This window comes from Psychromonas sp., from assembly GCF_983033635.1.
In genome coordinates this window covers 14,337-31,891 of the sequence record NZ_CEZLMY010000030.1, presented here as the reverse complement: position 1 = coordinate 31,891, position 17,555 = coordinate 14,337, and the positions used below count along the sequence as shown (strand labels likewise).

At 39.8% G+C, this 17,555-nt stretch carries 14 protein-coding genes and 1 pseudogene; 7 read left to right on the top strand and 8 right to left on the bottom strand.

The window, feature by feature from the left end:
• Together AC4GME_RS06445 and AC4GME_RS06440 are read right to left on the bottom strand one after the other, a co-directional pair.
• A pseudogene (locus tag AC4GME_RS06445) lies at positions 1–2,167 on the bottom strand (hypothetical protein); the annotation flags it as partial.
• 878 nt (positions 2,168–3,045) lie between these two features.
• A complete protein-coding gene (locus AC4GME_RS06440; protein WP_490377419.1) occupies positions 3,046–4,107 on the bottom strand; it encodes a PLP-dependent cysteine synthase family protein in 1,062 nt (353 codons plus the stop codon).
• Between the two features lie 168 nt (positions 4,108–4,275).
• On the opposite strand from AC4GME_RS06440, the gene AC4GME_RS06435 reads away from it, so the two are divergent.
• Both AC4GME_RS06435 and AC4GME_RS06430 read left to right on the top strand, forming a co-directional pair.
• Complete coding sequence (locus AC4GME_RS06435) at positions 4,276–4,737, top strand: Lrp/AsnC family transcriptional regulator (RefSeq protein ID WP_490377420.1); 462 nt, start codon at positions 4,276–4,278, stop codon at positions 4,735–4,737.
• A gap of 87 nt (positions 4,738–4,824) precedes the next feature.
• Positions 4,825–6,810 carry an AsmA family protein gene (locus AC4GME_RS06430; protein ID WP_490377421.1) on the top strand — a complete coding sequence of 662 codons (1,986 nt, stop codon included), beginning with the start codon at positions 4,825–4,827 and terminating at the stop codon, positions 6,808–6,810.
• Positions 6,811–6,866: 56 nt separating this feature from the next.
• On the opposite strand, the gene AC4GME_RS06425 is transcribed toward AC4GME_RS06430, so the two are convergent.
• Positions 6,867–7,826, bottom strand: a complete 960-nt coding sequence (locus AC4GME_RS06425) for a TDT family transporter (RefSeq protein WP_490377422.1) — start codon at positions 7,824–7,826, stop codon at positions 6,867–6,869.
• Positions 7,827–7,944: 118 nt separating this feature from the next.
• On the opposite strand from AC4GME_RS06425, the gene AC4GME_RS06420 reads away from it, so the two are divergent.
• The gene (locus AC4GME_RS06420; RefSeq protein WP_490377423.1) at positions 7,945–8,835 is read left to right on the top strand and encodes a LysR family transcriptional regulator; all 891 of its coding nucleotides are present in this window, start codon (positions 7,945–7,947) and stop codon (positions 8,833–8,835) included.
• A 75-nt stretch (positions 8,836–8,910) separates the two neighbouring features.
• Here the strand turns inward: AC4GME_RS06420 and aroC are convergent, their stop codons facing one another.
• The gene (gene aroC / locus AC4GME_RS06415) at positions 8,911–9,999 is read right to left on the bottom strand and encodes a chorismate synthase (RefSeq protein WP_490377424.1); all 1,089 of its coding nucleotides are present in this window, start codon (positions 9,997–9,999) and stop codon (positions 8,911–8,913) included.
• 65 nt (positions 10,000–10,064) lie between these two features.
• A complete protein-coding gene (prmB, locus tag AC4GME_RS06410; protein ID WP_490377425.1) occupies positions 10,065–10,976 on the bottom strand; it encodes a 50S ribosomal protein L3 N(5)-glutamine methyltransferase in 912 nt (303 codons plus the stop codon).
• Between the two features lie 55 nt (positions 10,977–11,031).
• Here prmB and smrB point away from each other — a divergent pair, with 55 nt between their 5' ends.
• On the top strand, positions 11,032–11,577 hold the full coding sequence (gene smrB, locus AC4GME_RS06405; RefSeq protein WP_490379153.1) for an endonuclease SmrB: 546 nt from the start codon (positions 11,032–11,034) through the stop codon (positions 11,575–11,577).
• 80 nt (positions 11,578–11,657) lie between these two features.
• On the opposite strand, the gene AC4GME_RS06400 is transcribed toward smrB, so the two are convergent.
• The 3 genes from AC4GME_RS06400 to AC4GME_RS06390 form a co-directional block, all read right to left on the bottom strand.
• Positions 11,658–13,724: an alpha-amylase family glycosyl hydrolase gene (locus AC4GME_RS06400; protein ID WP_490379152.1), complete on the bottom strand. Its 2,067-nt coding sequence runs from the start codon at positions 13,722–13,724 to the stop codon at positions 11,658–11,660.
• 436 nt (positions 13,725–14,160) lie between these two features.
• On the bottom strand, positions 14,161–14,649 hold the full coding sequence (gene sixA / locus AC4GME_RS06395; RefSeq protein ID WP_490377222.1) for a phosphohistidine phosphatase SixA: 489 nt from the start codon (positions 14,647–14,649) through the stop codon (positions 14,161–14,163).
• 107 nt (positions 14,650–14,756) lie between these two features.
• On the bottom strand, positions 14,757–14,897 hold the full coding sequence (locus AC4GME_RS06390; protein ID WP_490377223.1) for a TIGR02808 family protein: 141 nt from the start codon (positions 14,895–14,897) through the stop codon (positions 14,757–14,759).
• Between the two features lie 231 nt (positions 14,898–15,128).
• On the opposite strand from AC4GME_RS06390, the gene AC4GME_RS06385 reads away from it, so the two are divergent.
• From AC4GME_RS06385 to AC4GME_RS06375, 3 genes are read left to right on the top strand one after another with little or no spacing between them, the layout of a single operon-like run.
• Positions 15,129–16,088, top strand: a complete 960-nt coding sequence (locus tag AC4GME_RS06385; RefSeq protein ID WP_490377224.1) for an AAA family ATPase — start codon at positions 15,129–15,131, stop codon at positions 16,086–16,088.
• On the top strand, positions 16,088–17,032 hold the full coding sequence (locus tag AC4GME_RS06380; protein ID WP_490379151.1) for a DUF58 domain-containing protein: 945 nt from the start codon (positions 16,088–16,090) through the stop codon (positions 17,030–17,032). The genes AC4GME_RS06385 and AC4GME_RS06380 overlap by 1 nt, the downstream gene beginning before the upstream one ends.
• A complete protein-coding gene (locus tag AC4GME_RS06375) occupies positions 17,016–17,513 on the top strand; it encodes a DUF4381 domain-containing protein (protein WP_490377226.1) in 498 nt (165 codons plus the stop codon). Before AC4GME_RS06380 ends, AC4GME_RS06375 begins: the two co-directional genes overlap by 17 nt.
• Positions 17,514–17,555 lie beyond the last annotated feature (42 nt).

Sequence of the window (17,555 nt, the reverse complement as noted above, 5' to 3'; positions counted from 1 at the left end):
TTTCTGAAGCATCCGTCGGGAAAGCATCAGCATTGTCGCCGGTACCGTCATTGTCCGTATCTACTGTTTCTAGAGGATCGTTCGGGAAGGCATCGGCATTGTCGCCGGTGCCGTCATTGTCCGTATCAACGGTTTCCGAAGCATCTGTCGGGAACGCATCGGCATTGTCGCCGGTGCCGTCATTATCTGTATCCGCGGTTTCCGAAGCATCTGTCGGGAACGCATCAGCATTGTCGCCGGTGCCGTCATTATCTGTATCCGCTGTTTCAGTTGCATCAGCCGGGAACGCATCGGCATTGTCGCCTGTGCCATCTTTATCTGTATCTACAGTTTCAGTTGCATCTGATGGGAAAGCATCATCTTCATCTAATACGCCATCATTATCATCATCGCTATCAGTAACATTTGAGATGAAGTCACCATCACTATCAAGCGGTAAACTTGCAGCACTTAATGGATCAGTTTCTGCAGCTAATTCATCCGTATCTAGATATTTATCACCATCATCATCGGTATCCGCATTATTACCTGTACCATCGGCATCTGTATCTACAGATTCACTCGCATCTAACGGGAAGGCATCATCTGTATCAGCCACACCATCATCATCATCATCAAGATCGGCATTATTGCCGGTGCCATCGTTATCGCTGTCAATTGTTTCAGAAGCATCTAACGGGAAGGCATCGTCTGTATCTGCAACATTGTCATTATCATCATCAAGATCGGCATTATTGCCTTGCTTGTCACCGTCAGTATCGACAGACTCATCTTTATCTAATGGGAAAGCATCAAATTTATCTGCAATACTATCGCCATCATCATCGCTATCAGCATTATTACCTGTGCCATCGTTATCGCTATCGATTGTTTCAGAAGCATCTAACGGGAAAGCATCATCGACATCAGCTACGCTATCGCCATCATCATCGCTATCAGCATTGTTACCTGTACCATCTGCATCTGTATCGACAGATTCAGATGCATCTAACGGGAAAGCATCGCTATCATTATCTACGCCATCACCATCAGAATCATTACCGGTGCCGTCGTTGTCAGTTGTTTTCGTAGGATCTAATGGGAAGGCATCATCTGTATCAGCAACACCATCACCATCATCATCAGAGTCAGCATTATTACCTGTGCCGTCTTTATCTGTATCAACAGATTCAGTTGCATCTAATGGAAAAGCATCGCTATTATCTGCCACGCTATCATTATCATCATCAAGATCGGCGTTATTACCAGTACCATCGTTATCAGTATCTAATGATTCAGAATTATCATAAGGGAATAGATCATCTTTATCGGCAACGTTATCACCATCATCATCAAGATCGGCGTTATCGCCACTACCGTCATTATCAAAATCCATACTTTCTAATGGATCAGATGGGAATTTATCAACCTCATCAGCAACACCATCACCGTCACTATCGATATCTAAAATTATCTCACCAGCTTCATCTTTATATAAAACCTTACCAGCCAGGCTTGGCTCTTCATTGTTAGCAAGTTGTGTTGCGATTTCATTACCAAGTTGCTGCGCACCGCTTAGCAATTCATCAGCATGCTCAGAGACTAAATTTGCATCGAACTCTTCAGGTAAAATTTGTACTAATGCCTTAGCTGAGTGAGCCAATAAAGTTGCATCCGTAGCAATATAATCTTCATCAAAACTTAAATCTGGTTGTTTAAGTATGGTGCGGATTTCAGTCGCAGCTTCTTCTCTTGATTGCCCAGCTGACATTTTTACATTAAGTAATGTCGTAATTGGTGTGATTATTTGAGTTGTGTCCGAAGAATAACTTTCAACAGAAGCTTTCATCTGATAGTTATGTGCGATGGTTACACCCGGCACATCTGCGTCAATGGTTTTTCCTTTTACCGATTTTGAAATTACCGGATAATTTGTAATATCACCATCAACATGAGTAATATCTAACGATGCTCGGCCATCGATATCGGTCCATGCTTGTGGTTCGTCAGCATCTTGTTTTCCATCTTTATTAACATCCAGCCAGACAAGCGCATCAAATAAATACCCATCTATAACTCGAACGTTTAATTTTTTAGTCGGAGTTGTGGTATTTGTATCTTCACTATTTCCACAACCGCCGATAACGCTGAGCGATAAAATCGCTATTGTTAGCTTTATCAGATTCACTGAACTCTCTCCTTGATATTTTTAAACTTTATACACTCATCATTTTGAAAGTGCATATACAGATTGGATCGCTACAAATAAAAAAGGAAGGTACGCAAACAGCTCATGACAAACAAATCATCTTTTAGTCATTTCATGTCGTTTCCCGTCATTTCTTGTCGTTTATAAAAAGGAGTAAATATTTTATTTTGGAAAATGTGATCCTTGTCAAAGGAAGCTTTGTGTTATCGGTTTTTTTTCACTGAAAATTAAATAAGAATGCGCTTACAGCCACCATTTCATCTCGGTATCAGTCTGCTAGCTGAAAGTTAGCAGCATATAGGTCATTTTCTTGTTTCCTTTTGAATGCGTGACACATGTCACACTCACTTTTTGAGAGACACCATCTGGAGCAATGATAGTTACTACAATTACAAAATAAAATTCACTTTCCCTCTTTAACCTGAGTCCGTCGAATAGCAAAGCGCTATTATAAAACACAAAAGCCCGCTAAGTGATTCTTTACTAAGGTGAAATATGATATATCTCCATTATATTCCTTTGCAAATATGCATAATCCCCTCTGATTTTTCTATCGGTAAAAAAGAGAATGTAGTAAACATAACGGGCAACAATAACCATAAAAAATTCAACAAATAAAAGTCACCTTATTTTACCTGTGAAATCAGAGTGTTACTCATTTAGAGCAGTATCAGTTATACTTTTTACGTGTATCCAAAGCACTTAAGACTGCTAAGCATAAGGCTAAAATATAGTCGTTGCAGATTGAGATTTTCTAACTGAAAAATAGACGAGGTTCAGTTTGAGCTGCTCAAGCTAAACAGAAAAAGCAGCGCAAGGTTAAAAAATAATAGCGGTTGGTTAGCTTAAAAACAGCCTTACTTATCCTTCCCCAAAAACCTATCCAACTGCGCCAGATATGGGCCAATATCCCCTATATTTTTAGCTACCCAATCAGGATTAAAATAACTGCCCAAATAACGATCTCCTTTGTCACATAATAACGTCACAATCGAACCAGACTCGCCATTGTCCAGCATCTGCTTTGCCAGCTGCAACACCCCAACCATATTGGTCCCAGTGCTTGCCCCTACTTTGCGTCCCAAGATTTTCTCAAGCCACAAAACCGTAGCCACCGATTCTACATCGGCCACTTTGATCATATTATCAAGCAATGATGCGATAAACGAAGGCTCGACGCGAGGACGACCAATGCCCTCAATTCTGCTGCTACTATTAGTTACTAAGCTGCTATCCCCACTTTTAAAATAATCGAAAAACACGGAATTTTCAGGATCAACTACAGTCAGTTCAGTATCTAATTGGTTATAGCGCAAATAACGTCCAATCGTTGCGCTTGTGCCTCCCGTGCCGGCACTCATCACAATATGTTTAGGAATTGGATTGGGCTCCAATTTCATCTGCATAAAAATAGAATCGGCAATATTATTATTACCCCGCCAATCAGTAGCACGCTCGGCATAAGTAAATTGATCCATGTAATAACCGTTTAACTGCTTGGCTAACAGTTCCGATTCAGCGTAAATCATCTCAGTGGAATCAACTAAAAAACACTCACCACCATAGAGGCTTATCTGATCGATTTTCTCCTGGCTGGTACTTTTTGCCATCACAGCAATAAATTTCAGCCCTAATAGACGTGCAAAATACGCCTCTGAAATAGCTGTACTGCCTGATGAGGCTTCAATAATAGTGGTATCCTGCTTAATTTTCCCATTACATAAAGCATACAAAAATAGAGAACGTGCCAAGCGGTGTTTTAAACTGCCGGTCGGGTGAGTACTTTCATCTTTAAGGTAAATATCAATACCATCAAGTTGCGGAAGATTAAGTTTAATCAAGTGTGTATCAGCACTGCGTTGATAATCAGCTTGAATTTTCTCAATCGCATTAGCCACCCAGTTACGTTGCTTACTCATAATAGATTGTCCTTTATTGTTTTTGTTTTGCATAAATTAAGATTAACCAACTAGCTGTAGAAATAGTTCCTTAAATTGCTATTAAATTTTGATTTATAAGAAAATCAACCTTAATATTGAGTCATTAAAAGAAAATTCACCCCAACCAGCATGAATAAGCAGGTAACCATGCCAATTGATAATACCGACAAACAAATATTAAGCCTATTGCAGCAAGATGCTTCGTTATCTTTACAACAGATTGCGGAGCAGTTAAACCTGACCACCACACCTTGCTGGAATCGCGTAAAACGCCTTGAAACTGAGGGGGTTATCCGACAACGCGTGGCTTTATTAAACCCGGAAAAATTAGGGTTACAGCTGATCGCTTTTGTGCAAATCAAAACACAACAACATTCCGAACGTTGGTTAGAGGATTTTGTTCTACAAGTAAAAGGTTTTGCAGCCGTGATGGAATTTTACCGTATGGCGGGAGAATACGATTATATGCTTAAAGTGTTAGTTGCTGATATGCGTTGTTATGACCGCTTTTACAAAATGCTGGTGAATAATGTTAGTGGCTTAACCGACGTAAACTCCAGCTTTGCGATGGAGCAACTGAAATACACGACAGAGTTACCATTAACTTAATATTTTTGTTTTCAATAATTTAAAATTAATAAAAACAGGTTACACTTTATTTAATCTCAATTAGTTCTCACTTAAAAGGAAAATCCGATGAAACTGTTTGTTAAATTATTTGCAGGGCTGATAGCTCTGCTTATTCTGTCCGCTGTAATTTTAGTAACAGTAATCGATCCCAATGATTATAAACAAGAGATCCAAACTCAGGTTAAAAAAACAATTAACCGGGATCTGTTGATTAACGGGGATATCGGCTGGACATTTTTTCCGCAGCTCGGTTTTAGCAGTGGTGAAATTGAATTAAATAACCTCGATGGTTTTAATCGCAAACACTTAGTGAAGATAGATAATGCGGCGATCGGTTTAGAGGTGTTACCGCTATTTAAGGGGGAGATTCAAATTGGCGAGTTAACACTGAATGGCTTAGTGTTAAACCTGATAACCAATAAAGATGGCTCATCGAACCTTGATAATATGTTCCCTGAAAAAGTAGCAACAGACTCTAAAGAAATAGAGCAGGAAACACCTGAAAACGCCACACCTGAAAGTCAAAAGCCTGGATTTTTTGCAATTGATAAAGCACAGTTAGCAGGCATAAATATTAAAAATGCTGTAATTGAAGTGCAGGATTTAAAAGTTGGCTCAACTAGCAAGGTAAATATCAACCACATTCGTCTTGGTAAATTTGTATTAGGCAAGGAAACTGATTTATCTGTTTTAACCGCGCTAGCGGTTGCACAAATGCATGGTCAGATTGAGTTACAGTCAAAATTAATTGTTGCACCTGACTTTTCATCAGTGCAAGTTAATAACCTTAACTTGAAAACAACATTTACAGGCAAAGATTTGCCAAATGGTAAGATAATAAGCTCGCTTAGAAGTAATATCCATTATGATCTGAATACAGGTAAAGCCGATCTTAGTGAGCTATTTTTAGAAGTTGATAAAATTCACTTAGAAGGCGTGCTCTCAGTACAGACAACTAATTTAACCAGGGTACGCTTTACCCTACAGGGTAACGAATGGGATCTTAATCCTTACCTGACACAGGCACCGGCCAAATCCCCTGCAGATAAAAAGTCAGCAGAAAAAGCAGATACAAGCGCTAAAAGCACAACAAGCAGTACAACAAATAAGACGAAGACAGTAAGCGAGCAGGAGCCTGATTTAAGCTTTTTACACAGCTTAGATGTTAAGGGATCCTTAGCTATTGCAGGTCTTAAAGCATCAGGCTTAACCATTGGTAAAATCGATACAACTGTTGAAATAAATAAAGGCAAAGCACAAGTTAAACCTTTAACCGCGCAGTTATACCAAGGTTTATTAACGGTAAACGCTTGGGTTGACGATGCAAAAGGTTTAAATAAATACAAGCTTTCAAGCACACTTAAAGATGTACAAATTCGACCTTTACTTATCGATGCTGCCGATATTGATCTGCTTAGTGGTACAACCGCGTTTAACTTTTATGCAATTGGTAAAGGTTTAACGACAAGCAAAATAAAATCTCAGTTAGCGGGTAATGGTGATTTTAAGTTACTCGATGGTGAATTATACGGTGTTAACATTCCGCAGGAGATCCGTACACTAAAAGCTAAACTGACAGGAAAGTCAGTGCCGACAGAAGCCAATATTAAGAAAACAGATTTCGCTTCATTAAGCGGTGAATTCAGTATAAAAAAAGGGGTGGTAGATAATAACAAATTATTAATGTTATCACCTGTTATGCGTCTAGACGGTTTAGGTCTAGTGGATATTTTGAAAGAATCGTTAGATTACAAATTAAGTATCACACCGTTATCGAAAAGCGATGCAGATACAGAGGTGTATGACCTTAGCGGTGTAACAATACCTCTTCTGATTAGCGGTCCTTTTACAGATCCTAAATTTGCTTTAGATATGGATGGCGCTTTAAAAGATGAGCTTAAAATGAAAGCTAAAAAACTCGAAGAAAAAGCCAAGGCCGAATTTAAAAGACAGCAGGAAAAACTACAGGAAAAATCACAAGATGAGCTTAAACAGGAAGGTAAAGAGCTAGAGAAAAAAATGAAAAAAGAGCTTGGAAGACTTTTTGGTTAACCTGACTTAATTCAGCCACAATAATATTCCTCAAGAGATGCTCCTCTTGAGGGATATTATTTAGCCATAGCTAAAAAATAGAGCATATAACGCATACTCACATAAATAACCATCAAGGTTGCAATCACTAATTCCAGATAGGCTAATTGTTCGATAATAACTACCACCTGCATATTAAAACCATCTTCTAATAGAAACTGACTTGTTTTAAACAGAGCTGTGGCCCCAACAACCAATGGAAAGGTAAATACTGAATAAGCAGGAGTAAAAGGCAAACGTAATAACTTTATAAATGCAAAATAGGCAAATAGCGTCATTACAAGTGCAAGCGGAGCAAGTATAGCGATCATTAAATAACTTGGTTCAGTTGCAGCCACAAAGTAAGCCGCCAATAATAAACTTGCAGGAGTAGCCAGGATAACGAGAATTGGCTTTTCATGATCACAAAATTTTTCAGAAAACAGCAATCGATATAATACAACAGGTAACAATAGTGCGTAAGAGAGCAAGCCAAACTGTAATATCAGCTCTGCTAGTGGAGGGCTGATACCGCCAGGGTACATAATCAGCGCAATAACAAGACCGATAGGCGGAATAAACCAACTTGGTAAAATATGTTCAAACTTAAAATTTTTGCTTCGGTAGAAGATAAACATGGCCAATAAACACAGATGTAAAATAATGGCCAACAAGCTGATAACTTGTCCTAGTTGAAAATAATATAAAGCAATATTATTTGCCACCACCATAGTTGCCATCGCAATAGTTGGTGCAACACTGCCACCGACATAGTGTTGTAAATCTTGCTTTAAAAGATGCGGATTAAATAGAAACTTAAAAAAAAGAGGCAAAAGGATGCAACTCGCCACTATAGCGCCAAACATCTGCCCGGCACCTTGTAGGTTAACATTGTTTTCCCAGCACAAACCTAAACTAGAAATACCTAATGCAAGCCCTGCCAGCGCACTCGGAATATTACACAAATAGTTATTAATATTTTTAAATTTGTAAATCACAGTCACAGCTTCGCTGGTTTATTAAAGAGATTATTATTGCATACTAAAAGTAGTTTAAACTATCTTACCCACATCAAATCAAACTTAACAGCTTACTGAGCATTACTAAAAGGCATTTATGAATATCACCTTAAAACAATTACAGGTTTTTATTTGTATAACTCAAGAGAAAACCATTACCGCAGCTGCTAAAAAACTATTTATCAGCAAACCAGCAGTAAGTATGGGACTTGCTGAGCTTGAAAAGCAGCTTGGTCATAAACTGTTTGAACGTAAAAACAACCGCCTATTAATCAATGAATGGGGTAAGCAGTTACTACCACTTGCAGATGAACAAATTGAGCGAAGCAAAGCAATAACTCGCTTATTTGAACAGCAAACTAGTCTCACTGGAAAACTGCGCATCGGCTCAAGCAATACAATTGGTAACCATGTTGTTCCGTCACTGTTATCTGACTTTAGAGCAAGTACAAAACATCTCAAGCAATCCCTGTTAATTGAGAACAGCACCACTATCTGCAAACAGATAAAAGAGTATGAACTCGATATCGGTTTAGTCGAAGCTTATTTTTTTGACGAGCAATTACAGTCAATCCGCTGGTTGAAAGATGAGATGGTGGTAGTCTGCAATAGCGCACACCCGCTAGCTAAAAAGAAAAAATTAAGCTTAAGTGATTTAGAAAATCAACAGTGGATTTTACGAGAAATAGGATCGGGGACGCGCGATTTTTTTATAAAACATATCGGCGAGAAACTAAACGTTTATTCTATTTCTTTAGAGCTAAATACCACAGAGGCGATCATTAATTGTACCTCGGTTGGTTTGGGCATAACCTGTATCTCTAAACTGGCGGCTCGCCACGCGCTTAATGATAAACGTTTAGTACAACTTAACCTTGAACTTGATATGTCGCGTGATTACTGGCTTGTTTGCCATAAAGAAAAGTATCAAAGCCCGCTATTAAAACAGTTTATTCAGTTTTCTTTAGATTGGCAGTTACCGTTTTAAAAGTATAAAAAAGCACACTTACTGTAAAAGTAACTGTGCTTTTCAATTTATAAATTCTATCCGTTAGAACCTATATTATTTAATAAACGGTGTATTGGTTGTCACATTCAGGTTCTGCGCTCTATGACGAAGCAGATGATCCAATAAAGTAATAGCCATTTGCGCTTCTGCAATTGGCACAGCACGAATACCCACACATGGATCATGTCGCCCTTTGGTGATCATCTCTGTTTGTTCACCATCAACGGTAATTGTACGACCGGGAATGGTTAAACTTGAAGTTGGTTTTAACGCGATATGCGCAATAATATCCTGCCCCGTCGAGATACCACCTAAAATACCACCAGCATGGTTTGATAAAAAACCATCCGGCGTCATTTCATCACGGTGCTCAGTGCCTTTTTGATTAGCAACAGCAAAACCATCACCAATCTCCACACCTTTCACGGCATTAATACTCATTAATGAGTGCGCAAGTTCTGCATCTAAACGATCAAATACCGGCTCACCTAAGCCAACAGGCACACCCGAAGCCACAACCGATACTTTCGCACCCACTGAGTTGCCCTCTTTAATCAAATCACGCATATAAATATCAAGCGCGCCGAGTTTCGAAGCATCAGGGAAGAAAAATGGATTATTTTCCACTTCATTCCAATCAATTGAATCAGGTGTAATATCACCTAACTGACTTAAATAGCCACGAATTTCAATGCCAAATTGCTCTTTTAAATATTTTTTAGCAATTGCTCCGGCAGCAACACGCATTGCGGTTTCTCGTGCTGATGAACGGCCACCGCCACGGTAATCACGGTGTCCATATTTTTGATGATAAGTGTAATCAGCATGGCCTGGACGGAACAGATCCTTAATCGCAGAGTAGTCTTTTGAACGCTGGTCAGTATTCTCTATCATCAAACCAATGCTGCAACCCGTTGTTTTTCCTTCAAAAACACCAGATAAAATCTTAACTTGGTCACCTTCCTGGCGCATCGTTGTATAACGAGACTGCCCCGGACGACGTCGGTCTAAATCGTGCTGAAGATCTGCCTCGCAAATCTCTAGATTAGGCGGAATACCATCAACAATACAACCTAATGCTGCACCGTGACTTTCGCCAAATGTGGTCACTTTAAAGAGTTGACCGATACTGCTTCCTGCCATGATTATTTCCCGTTTTTAACTAAGTGACTTTAAAAACAGAGACTAATTGCTCTATTTTAATAAATTTAGATTTTAATATTATCAAGCTGTGCTTTTGTTAAAACAAATACACCATGCCCGCCTGCCGCAAACTCAATCCACTCAAATGGAATTTCAGGATAAGCTGCTTGTAAATGAATTTGTGAATTACCCACTTCAACAAATAACAAGCCGTTTTCATTGAGCATATCAGCGGCTTGATTTAACATTTTACGCACTAGATCTAAGCCGTCAAAACCACATGCTAAACCAAGCTCTGGTTCATGTTTAAATTCATCAGGTAAGTTTGCCATATCTTCCGCATCAACATAAGGCGGATTTGAAACAATCAGATCGTATTTTTCATTTTCTACACCAGAAAAGAGATCTGATAACATTGGAATAACCTGCTGTTCTAATCCATGCCCTTGGATATTAATTTCAGCCACTTCTAATGCATCATCTGAAATATCGACAGCATCGACTTCAGCATCAGGGAAAGCATAAGCACAGGCAATTGCAATACAGCCACTGCCTGTACATAAATCTAAAATTCGCTGTGGCGATTCTTTTAACCAAGGAGCAAAGCGGGAGTCAATCAATTGTGCAAATGGAGAGCGAGGTACTAAGGTGCGCTCATCGACATAAAACTCTAAACCGGCAAACCATGCGGTATTGGTTAAATAAGCCACCGGAATACGTAAATCAATACGCTTGACAATCAGCTCCACTAACATTTCACGCTCACGGCGTGTTAAACGAGCGTTGTAGATTTCACTATTACAGTGTAATGGCAAATTTAGTGAAGGCATAATAAGGCGCGTTGCATCATCTAAAGCGTTATCTGTGCCATGACCATAAAATAAGCCAGCTCGGTTAAACTCAGTGGTTGCCCAACGTATCATATCCTGGATGGTCTGCAGTTCGTTAACCGCTTCATCACTAAAAATCGTATCCAACTTATTCTCCAATTAAGGTAAACTGCAGCTATCAAGATTTATCTTTGGAAAGGCCATGACCGATAAAAATAAAAATGATGATTTTTCTCTATTTAGCGCAGAGTTTTCAGGTATCAAAAAGTTACAGCAGGATACCATAAAACTGCCCACTAAAAACATGAAGAAAAAACAGATCATCAAACAAACGCTGGTCGCTTCGTTTGAAACCGATCATTTCTCTGATGGATTTGAACCGCATCTAGCTGAAGAGGGGCCAATCCGTTATATACGCCAAGATGCTGAAAAATACTTAATAAAACAGTTACGACGTGGTGACTTTGCCCCGGAGATAATTTTAGATCTGCATGGCCTTACTCAAGAAGAAGCAAAACGTGAGCTTGGCGCATTGCTCGCTTGCTGCAAAAAAGAGGGGTTATATTGCTGCAGTGTAATGCACGGCGTCGGCAAACATATCTTAAAAAAACAGGTGCCGCTTTGGTTGGCACAGCACCCTGATATTTTAGCATTTCACCAAGCACCACTAGAGTTTGGCGGCCATGGCGCCTTACTGGTGCTAGTTGAACTTGAAGATTGGCAGATGAAACAGGAATATGAGAAGTAATTAAATTGCAGGCTTCTAGTCATAAAAAAGGGAGGCCAGTTAACTGACCTCCCTTTTTTGATCTAGCAGTTAACTAAGCGTTACTCAGCACATTTACTGACCATCAGCTTGTTCGCTGAACCGTCATTATTAACGCTGAAACTAAACACATAATTTCCCGCTTCTGGAATAGTGATAGGAGACTCAGTTCCAGAACCTACGGCAGCCGCTAAGTCCTGCTCTTTAGCAAGCATAACAGGCGCACTGCCTGCAACAGCAAACTCAGTTGACCAATCGCTGGCAGCAAACTTAAAGTTATAAGCTACGGCTTTAGATTCAGCTACCACAACTTGATAGGTGTTCAGGCCTTTGTAGCTAAACTTGTGTGATGCTGGCGTTGCAGCAAAACCATCCCCACCCTCGTAGGTTCCACGAATAAACATATCTACATCAAGCGGAGCTGTTTCATTGGAATCGGGATTAGTACAAGATCCCATAAAACCTTCACCAATAATATCGTCACCCGTTGGCGATTGCGGCCCATCTGCTAAAGGAGACTCTATATTCAAAAATAGAGCCTCAAATGGATTAAGTGTTACAGAATAGGTATCACCCGCAATTTTATATACACTGCCCGTTAACAGATCCGTTAGATCGCCATCACTACCGATACTTAAACCTGTTAATTCATGAGTAACATTACTATCACTGATATTAATCAGGTAAAGCACATTGTTATCTGTAGCACTTTTATGATCAATATAGATATCAGTGTCTGAATAGATATGAGTACGCTCACCATTAAATAGCGCTGGGTTAGCACTGCGTATAGTCATTAAATCTGCTACATAATCTTTAAGATCCGCCTGATTACTGTTTAATGTAACACCTGTAACCCCCTCGACTTTCGCGCTAGTACGTGCGACATGATCATCGCAACGTCCTCGAGTCGCATCACATGGGTCTTCTTTATCCGCAAAGCCTGGCAGTTCATCACCGATCTCTTCACCATAATAGAGTGTAATGGGACCTGAATAAGCTGCCATAAAACTAAAGGCACCTTTGTGTCTTGTCCAGTATTCAGCATTATCAGGTGAGCTAATATCACCACGCTGCAGTAGGTCACCAAAGCGCACTAGATCGTGATTGCCTAACATCAGGTTTGGCATAGCATGAGCCGGGTAGGAAAGATGACTCATATAACCGCTGTTTAAGGTTGTTGCAGGGCGATTACCTGCGCCACTCTCTTCTACTGCAAAAGTTTGTACCACACTGTAACGCATAGGAAAATCAAAGTTGGAATGCAGCGCAGGAGACTTATCTGAACAATAGCCTGTTTCAGCAATTTCATTTTGCCCTTTCCAAATTTCGCCTACCATATAACCCAATGGATTTACCGTTTGACCGTTTGCATCTGTGTAAGTAACACTTGCAGAAGCTTTTTCTACAGCTTCACGTAGCTCCGTCCATTGGTCAGTTGGCACTTGATATGCTTGGTCTAAACGCCAACCATCAATTTTAAGCTCATTGATCCAGTAAGTTGCCACCTCTTTATAAAATGCTAAGCTTTCCGGGTAATCGACTGGATTATTGCTTCCCTTAGGAGTTAGACCGTTTGGTGATGGCTCAACATTCCCCTTATGATGACCAAATACTCCGTCAAAAAACACATATAAACCTTTCGCATGTGCTGCATCAACCAACTCTTTTGCTTTCGCCATATCGCCAAATTTAGCGTCTATTTTAAAGTAGTCACTCGCAAAATAACCAGTTGCATCTAAGCGGTCAGCCCAATCATCTTGCCCAGAAGTAGCGGTAGACTGAAAAATAGGGGTTAGCCAGATAGCATTAACACCCAAGCCTTTAATATAATCAAGAGAATCAATAACCCCCTGCAAATCGCCTTCATGGTGACTATCACCATAACCAGTGCCGTAACCTAAATTGCTATCCCCATCAACAAAGGATTCCACCATAACTTGATAGGTAATCAGTCCACAATTTGCAGCAACAGTTTCATCACCTTGATAACAAGCGAGTGTCGAATGCTCTATTTCACAATCAGCTACAGGTGGAGGAGGTGGTGCTGTTTCGCCACCGCCGCCACAAGCGGCTAAACTGAATGCCAGCGTCAATGCCAGAGTCACTTTTGAAAATGGGTAATTCATAGGTTTTCCTTGTAAAAATTGATAAGTAATCGGTGGAGATTTAACCATATCTATCGTCAACAAACTTAAAAAGGGGCTGTTATTATTGCAAATGTTTGAACCTGTATACAAAAAAGAAAATAGCAAGCGCTTACAAAAAATGAGTAAAGATAAAGTAAGTACTAACAATCAATTCTAATTGTATTTAAATTCGCTAATTGGGGGATTTATTAATGGCATAAAGAAACGGGTAATATTGCGCAATTGTGAATATTTATATTGAAAATAATGATATGTCATAAAATATTGAATTTAATCAGTACGCCTAGCATTGAAAAGTAACGTACCTATAAGCGTGTACTTAAAGCGTGTACTTAAAGCGTGCACTTACTTTTAATTGCCATAAAAGCAGTGCTTATATTTTAACGGTAAACTTCCAGAGCTATTTTTCTCTCTTTTAACTCTGATTGATTTTCTTGTTGATCTGAGAAACCGTCGTTAAACTGTGCAGATAACCAAATCCACTTTCATCGAGTTCCACATGGCCTACAGAGGAGGTTGAAAATGCAGGCACACCGGCTGCAGGAGCCAGCTCCCCAACGATGTAACCAACTAACGGCAGATGTGAAACAATTAATAGCTTTTTTACTCCTGCTGCTTGTAAAGCTAAAACCTCATTAACTGATTTACGCGCACTGCCACTTGGTCTTAAAAATTTAATCGTTTGTACATTTGATATTTCAGGGAAGAACGGTCGCACTGATTCCCAAGTTTGCTGGGCACGCAGGTATGGACTTATCAATGCGGCATCAAAAGAGACATCTCGTTTCGCTAAATAAGCTGCCATTTTTTCTGATTCAAAACGCCCAAGCGAAGTTAAAGCTCGCTCCGCGTCGGAGTGGGCCATCATTTCGGCTTGCCCGTGACGCATAATATAAATCTGCATATCGTTCTCCTCGCTGCATAAAAAAGCTCCGCTAAAACTACATAGGGAGCCTACCAATATATAACTTTATGCAATAGTGCTTTGACTTTTCTCGGCAATATTTGTGATTAATCTTCGACTGCTGTTTCGCCGAAAACTTTTAAAATAGCAATGGCCACCAAAAACACACCGACAAAACCTGCAATAAAAATAGTTGGCATGGCGAGATAACCAAGCGTATGCCAAATAATCGATTCTAATTCGCTCATGTTGATTCCTTCGGTTTGGTTAAATTAATGTTAATAATACGTAAAAACTTAAAAAAAAAACATGTGCAAAATCATAAAAAATAAGATTTGCACCACTCAATTAGAGATCACTGACAATAATTATTGTGTCAACTGCTTTAATTTACAAACGTTAGAGGAACTTTTTTACCTTGAAGTTGACTGTTATTGGCAGTATATTTTTCTTTATCTTAATTTAAGCAGATTATAAACATGGCAAAACAACAACTTGACGCATTACGAACTTACCTTAATAAAATGATTTTAGGACAAAGTGAACTGGTAGATGGTTTATTAATTGCTTTACTAGCAGATGGTCACATTCTTGTTGAAAGTCCACCTGGACTTGCTAAAACCCGCGCTATTAACGCCCTCTCAGATGGCATTGAAGGTGATTTTCATCGCATTCAATTTACCCCCGATTTATTACCGTCGGATCTAACAGGCACCGATATTTTCCGCCAGGAAACAGGCGAGTTTATTTTTGAAAAAGGCCCGCTGTTTCATAATTTAATCCTTGCTGATGAAATAAACCGTGCGCCAGCCAAAGTACAATCTGCTTTATTAGAGGCGATGGCGGAGCATCAAATTACCGTAGGTAAAAAAACCTATCAGTTACCTGAACTATTTTTAGTAATGGCAACACAAAATCCAATTGAGCAGGAAGGTACTTATCCTTTACCTGAAGCACAATTAGACCGCTTTATTATGCATCTTGAATTAGACTACCCTGATGCCGCGACCGAAAAAGAAATTTTAAAACTTAATCACAAAGAGATTTTAAAAGAAACGGTTGCCGAGGTGACACCATTATTAAATGAACAAATATTTGCTATCCGTAATGAGATTATGAATATCAATATTGCGCCACATTTAGAGCAATATTTAATTGATCTGGTTATCGCGACACGCCAACCAGCACGTTATGGAACGCAATTAAAAGAGTGGATAAGTTATGGTGCCAGCCCCCGTGCAACACTGGCATTAATGCGCACAGCAAAAGCCCGCGCTTGGCTTGATAACCGTGATTACGTGATGCCAGATGATATTATTCGCAACCTCTACCCAGTTTTACGCCATCGCCTAATTTTAAGTTATGAAGCAGAGGCGCAAGGTATTAACACAAATCGTGTTATTAAAGAGATTATTAATCAGGTAGCGATTCCAGCCTAATGAATGCCACTAAACCAGCGCTGTTTGCTAATAGTCCGTATCTCACCGGGACCGATGTTAGCCTCAGTGAATTACTCAGTTATAAACAACAGGCAAAACTGCAGCTGCAGCCGGTTGCCAGTGCCGCATATCGACAACTTGCAGGCAATTATCTGGCTAAAATTAAAGGCCGGGGTATGGAATTTGCGGAAGTTCGCCGTTATCAGGCGGGTGATGATGTGCGCGCTATTGACTGGTCAGTCACAGCACGAACAGGCAAAGCGCATACAAAACTGTACCAGGAAGAGAAAGAGCGCCCGGTTTTTATTTTATTAGATCTTTCTGACAGTATGATTTTTGGCAGTCAGTTTGTCTTTAAATCCGTGCAGGCTTGCCACCTTGCTGCACTGCTGAGTTGGCAAGCTAAACAGCGTAATGACCGTTTGGGCGGTATTGTATTTAACCAGCAAGAGGTTGCGGAGCTAAAACCCACAGGCAGAAGCAAAGGTTTAATGACTTTTCTTCATCAAAGTGAACGCTTATGTAAAGCCCGACCTTTTAAATCGGAAAACAGTGCACAATCACTATTAGTGCAACTTAAACGTCTTTCCCGTTTAGTACAGACAGGCTGTCAAATTCATTTGATTAGCGATTTTTCACAGCTCGATCAAAACTGCCAGAAATTGATAAGTCAGATGCGACGCCATAATCAGATTAGTGCCTGGCAGATTAGCGATCCGCTTGAACAACTGCTGCCCAAAAATGTGCAGCAGGCAAGAGTAAAAATAAATAGCCTTTATGGTAGTGGTTTTTTTAAACAAAAAGATGCCCTGCAGCAATACCAAGATGCAGCCAGTGAACGTCAACAAAAGGTGGTCAGTACATTTATCAAACAAGGTATTCCGCTTTATCAACTTTGTGCGTCTAACTCATTAATGGAGCAGTTTCATGTCACCGCTCGCTAATCAGAACCCGCTATCACAACTTAATGATATTGTAACGCCAACAGCCCCCGATTGGTGGCCGCCAGCCCCTATCTATTGGCTTTTAGCGCTTGCATTTATTGTCGTGATTGTGGGTACAACTTATCTGTTAAAGCACTTGAAAAAACAGCAGTTAAAGCAACAACAAGCATTAAAAAAACTGCAGCAACTCAAACAGGCTAATGCCAATTTTATCGAATTAAATCAGCTTCTTAAAGGTGTAGTATTATTATATTTCCCGCGCCAACAGGTGGCTTCATTACATGGCGAGTTATGGTTTGATTTTCTGCAGAGTTATGCAACGAATCCCCTGTTTGACAGCAAACAAGCGTTTCTAAAACGCCTGTATACAAATAGCGAACAGCCCTGTTCAACAGATGACTTAGCACAGACCAAGATATGGATAAAAGAGTTTCCAAAACAAATTAAAAAACAGCGCAAAGAGGCAAATAACAATGTTTGAATTTGTTTACCTATGGGTTTTTCTGCTATTACCGCTCCCCTT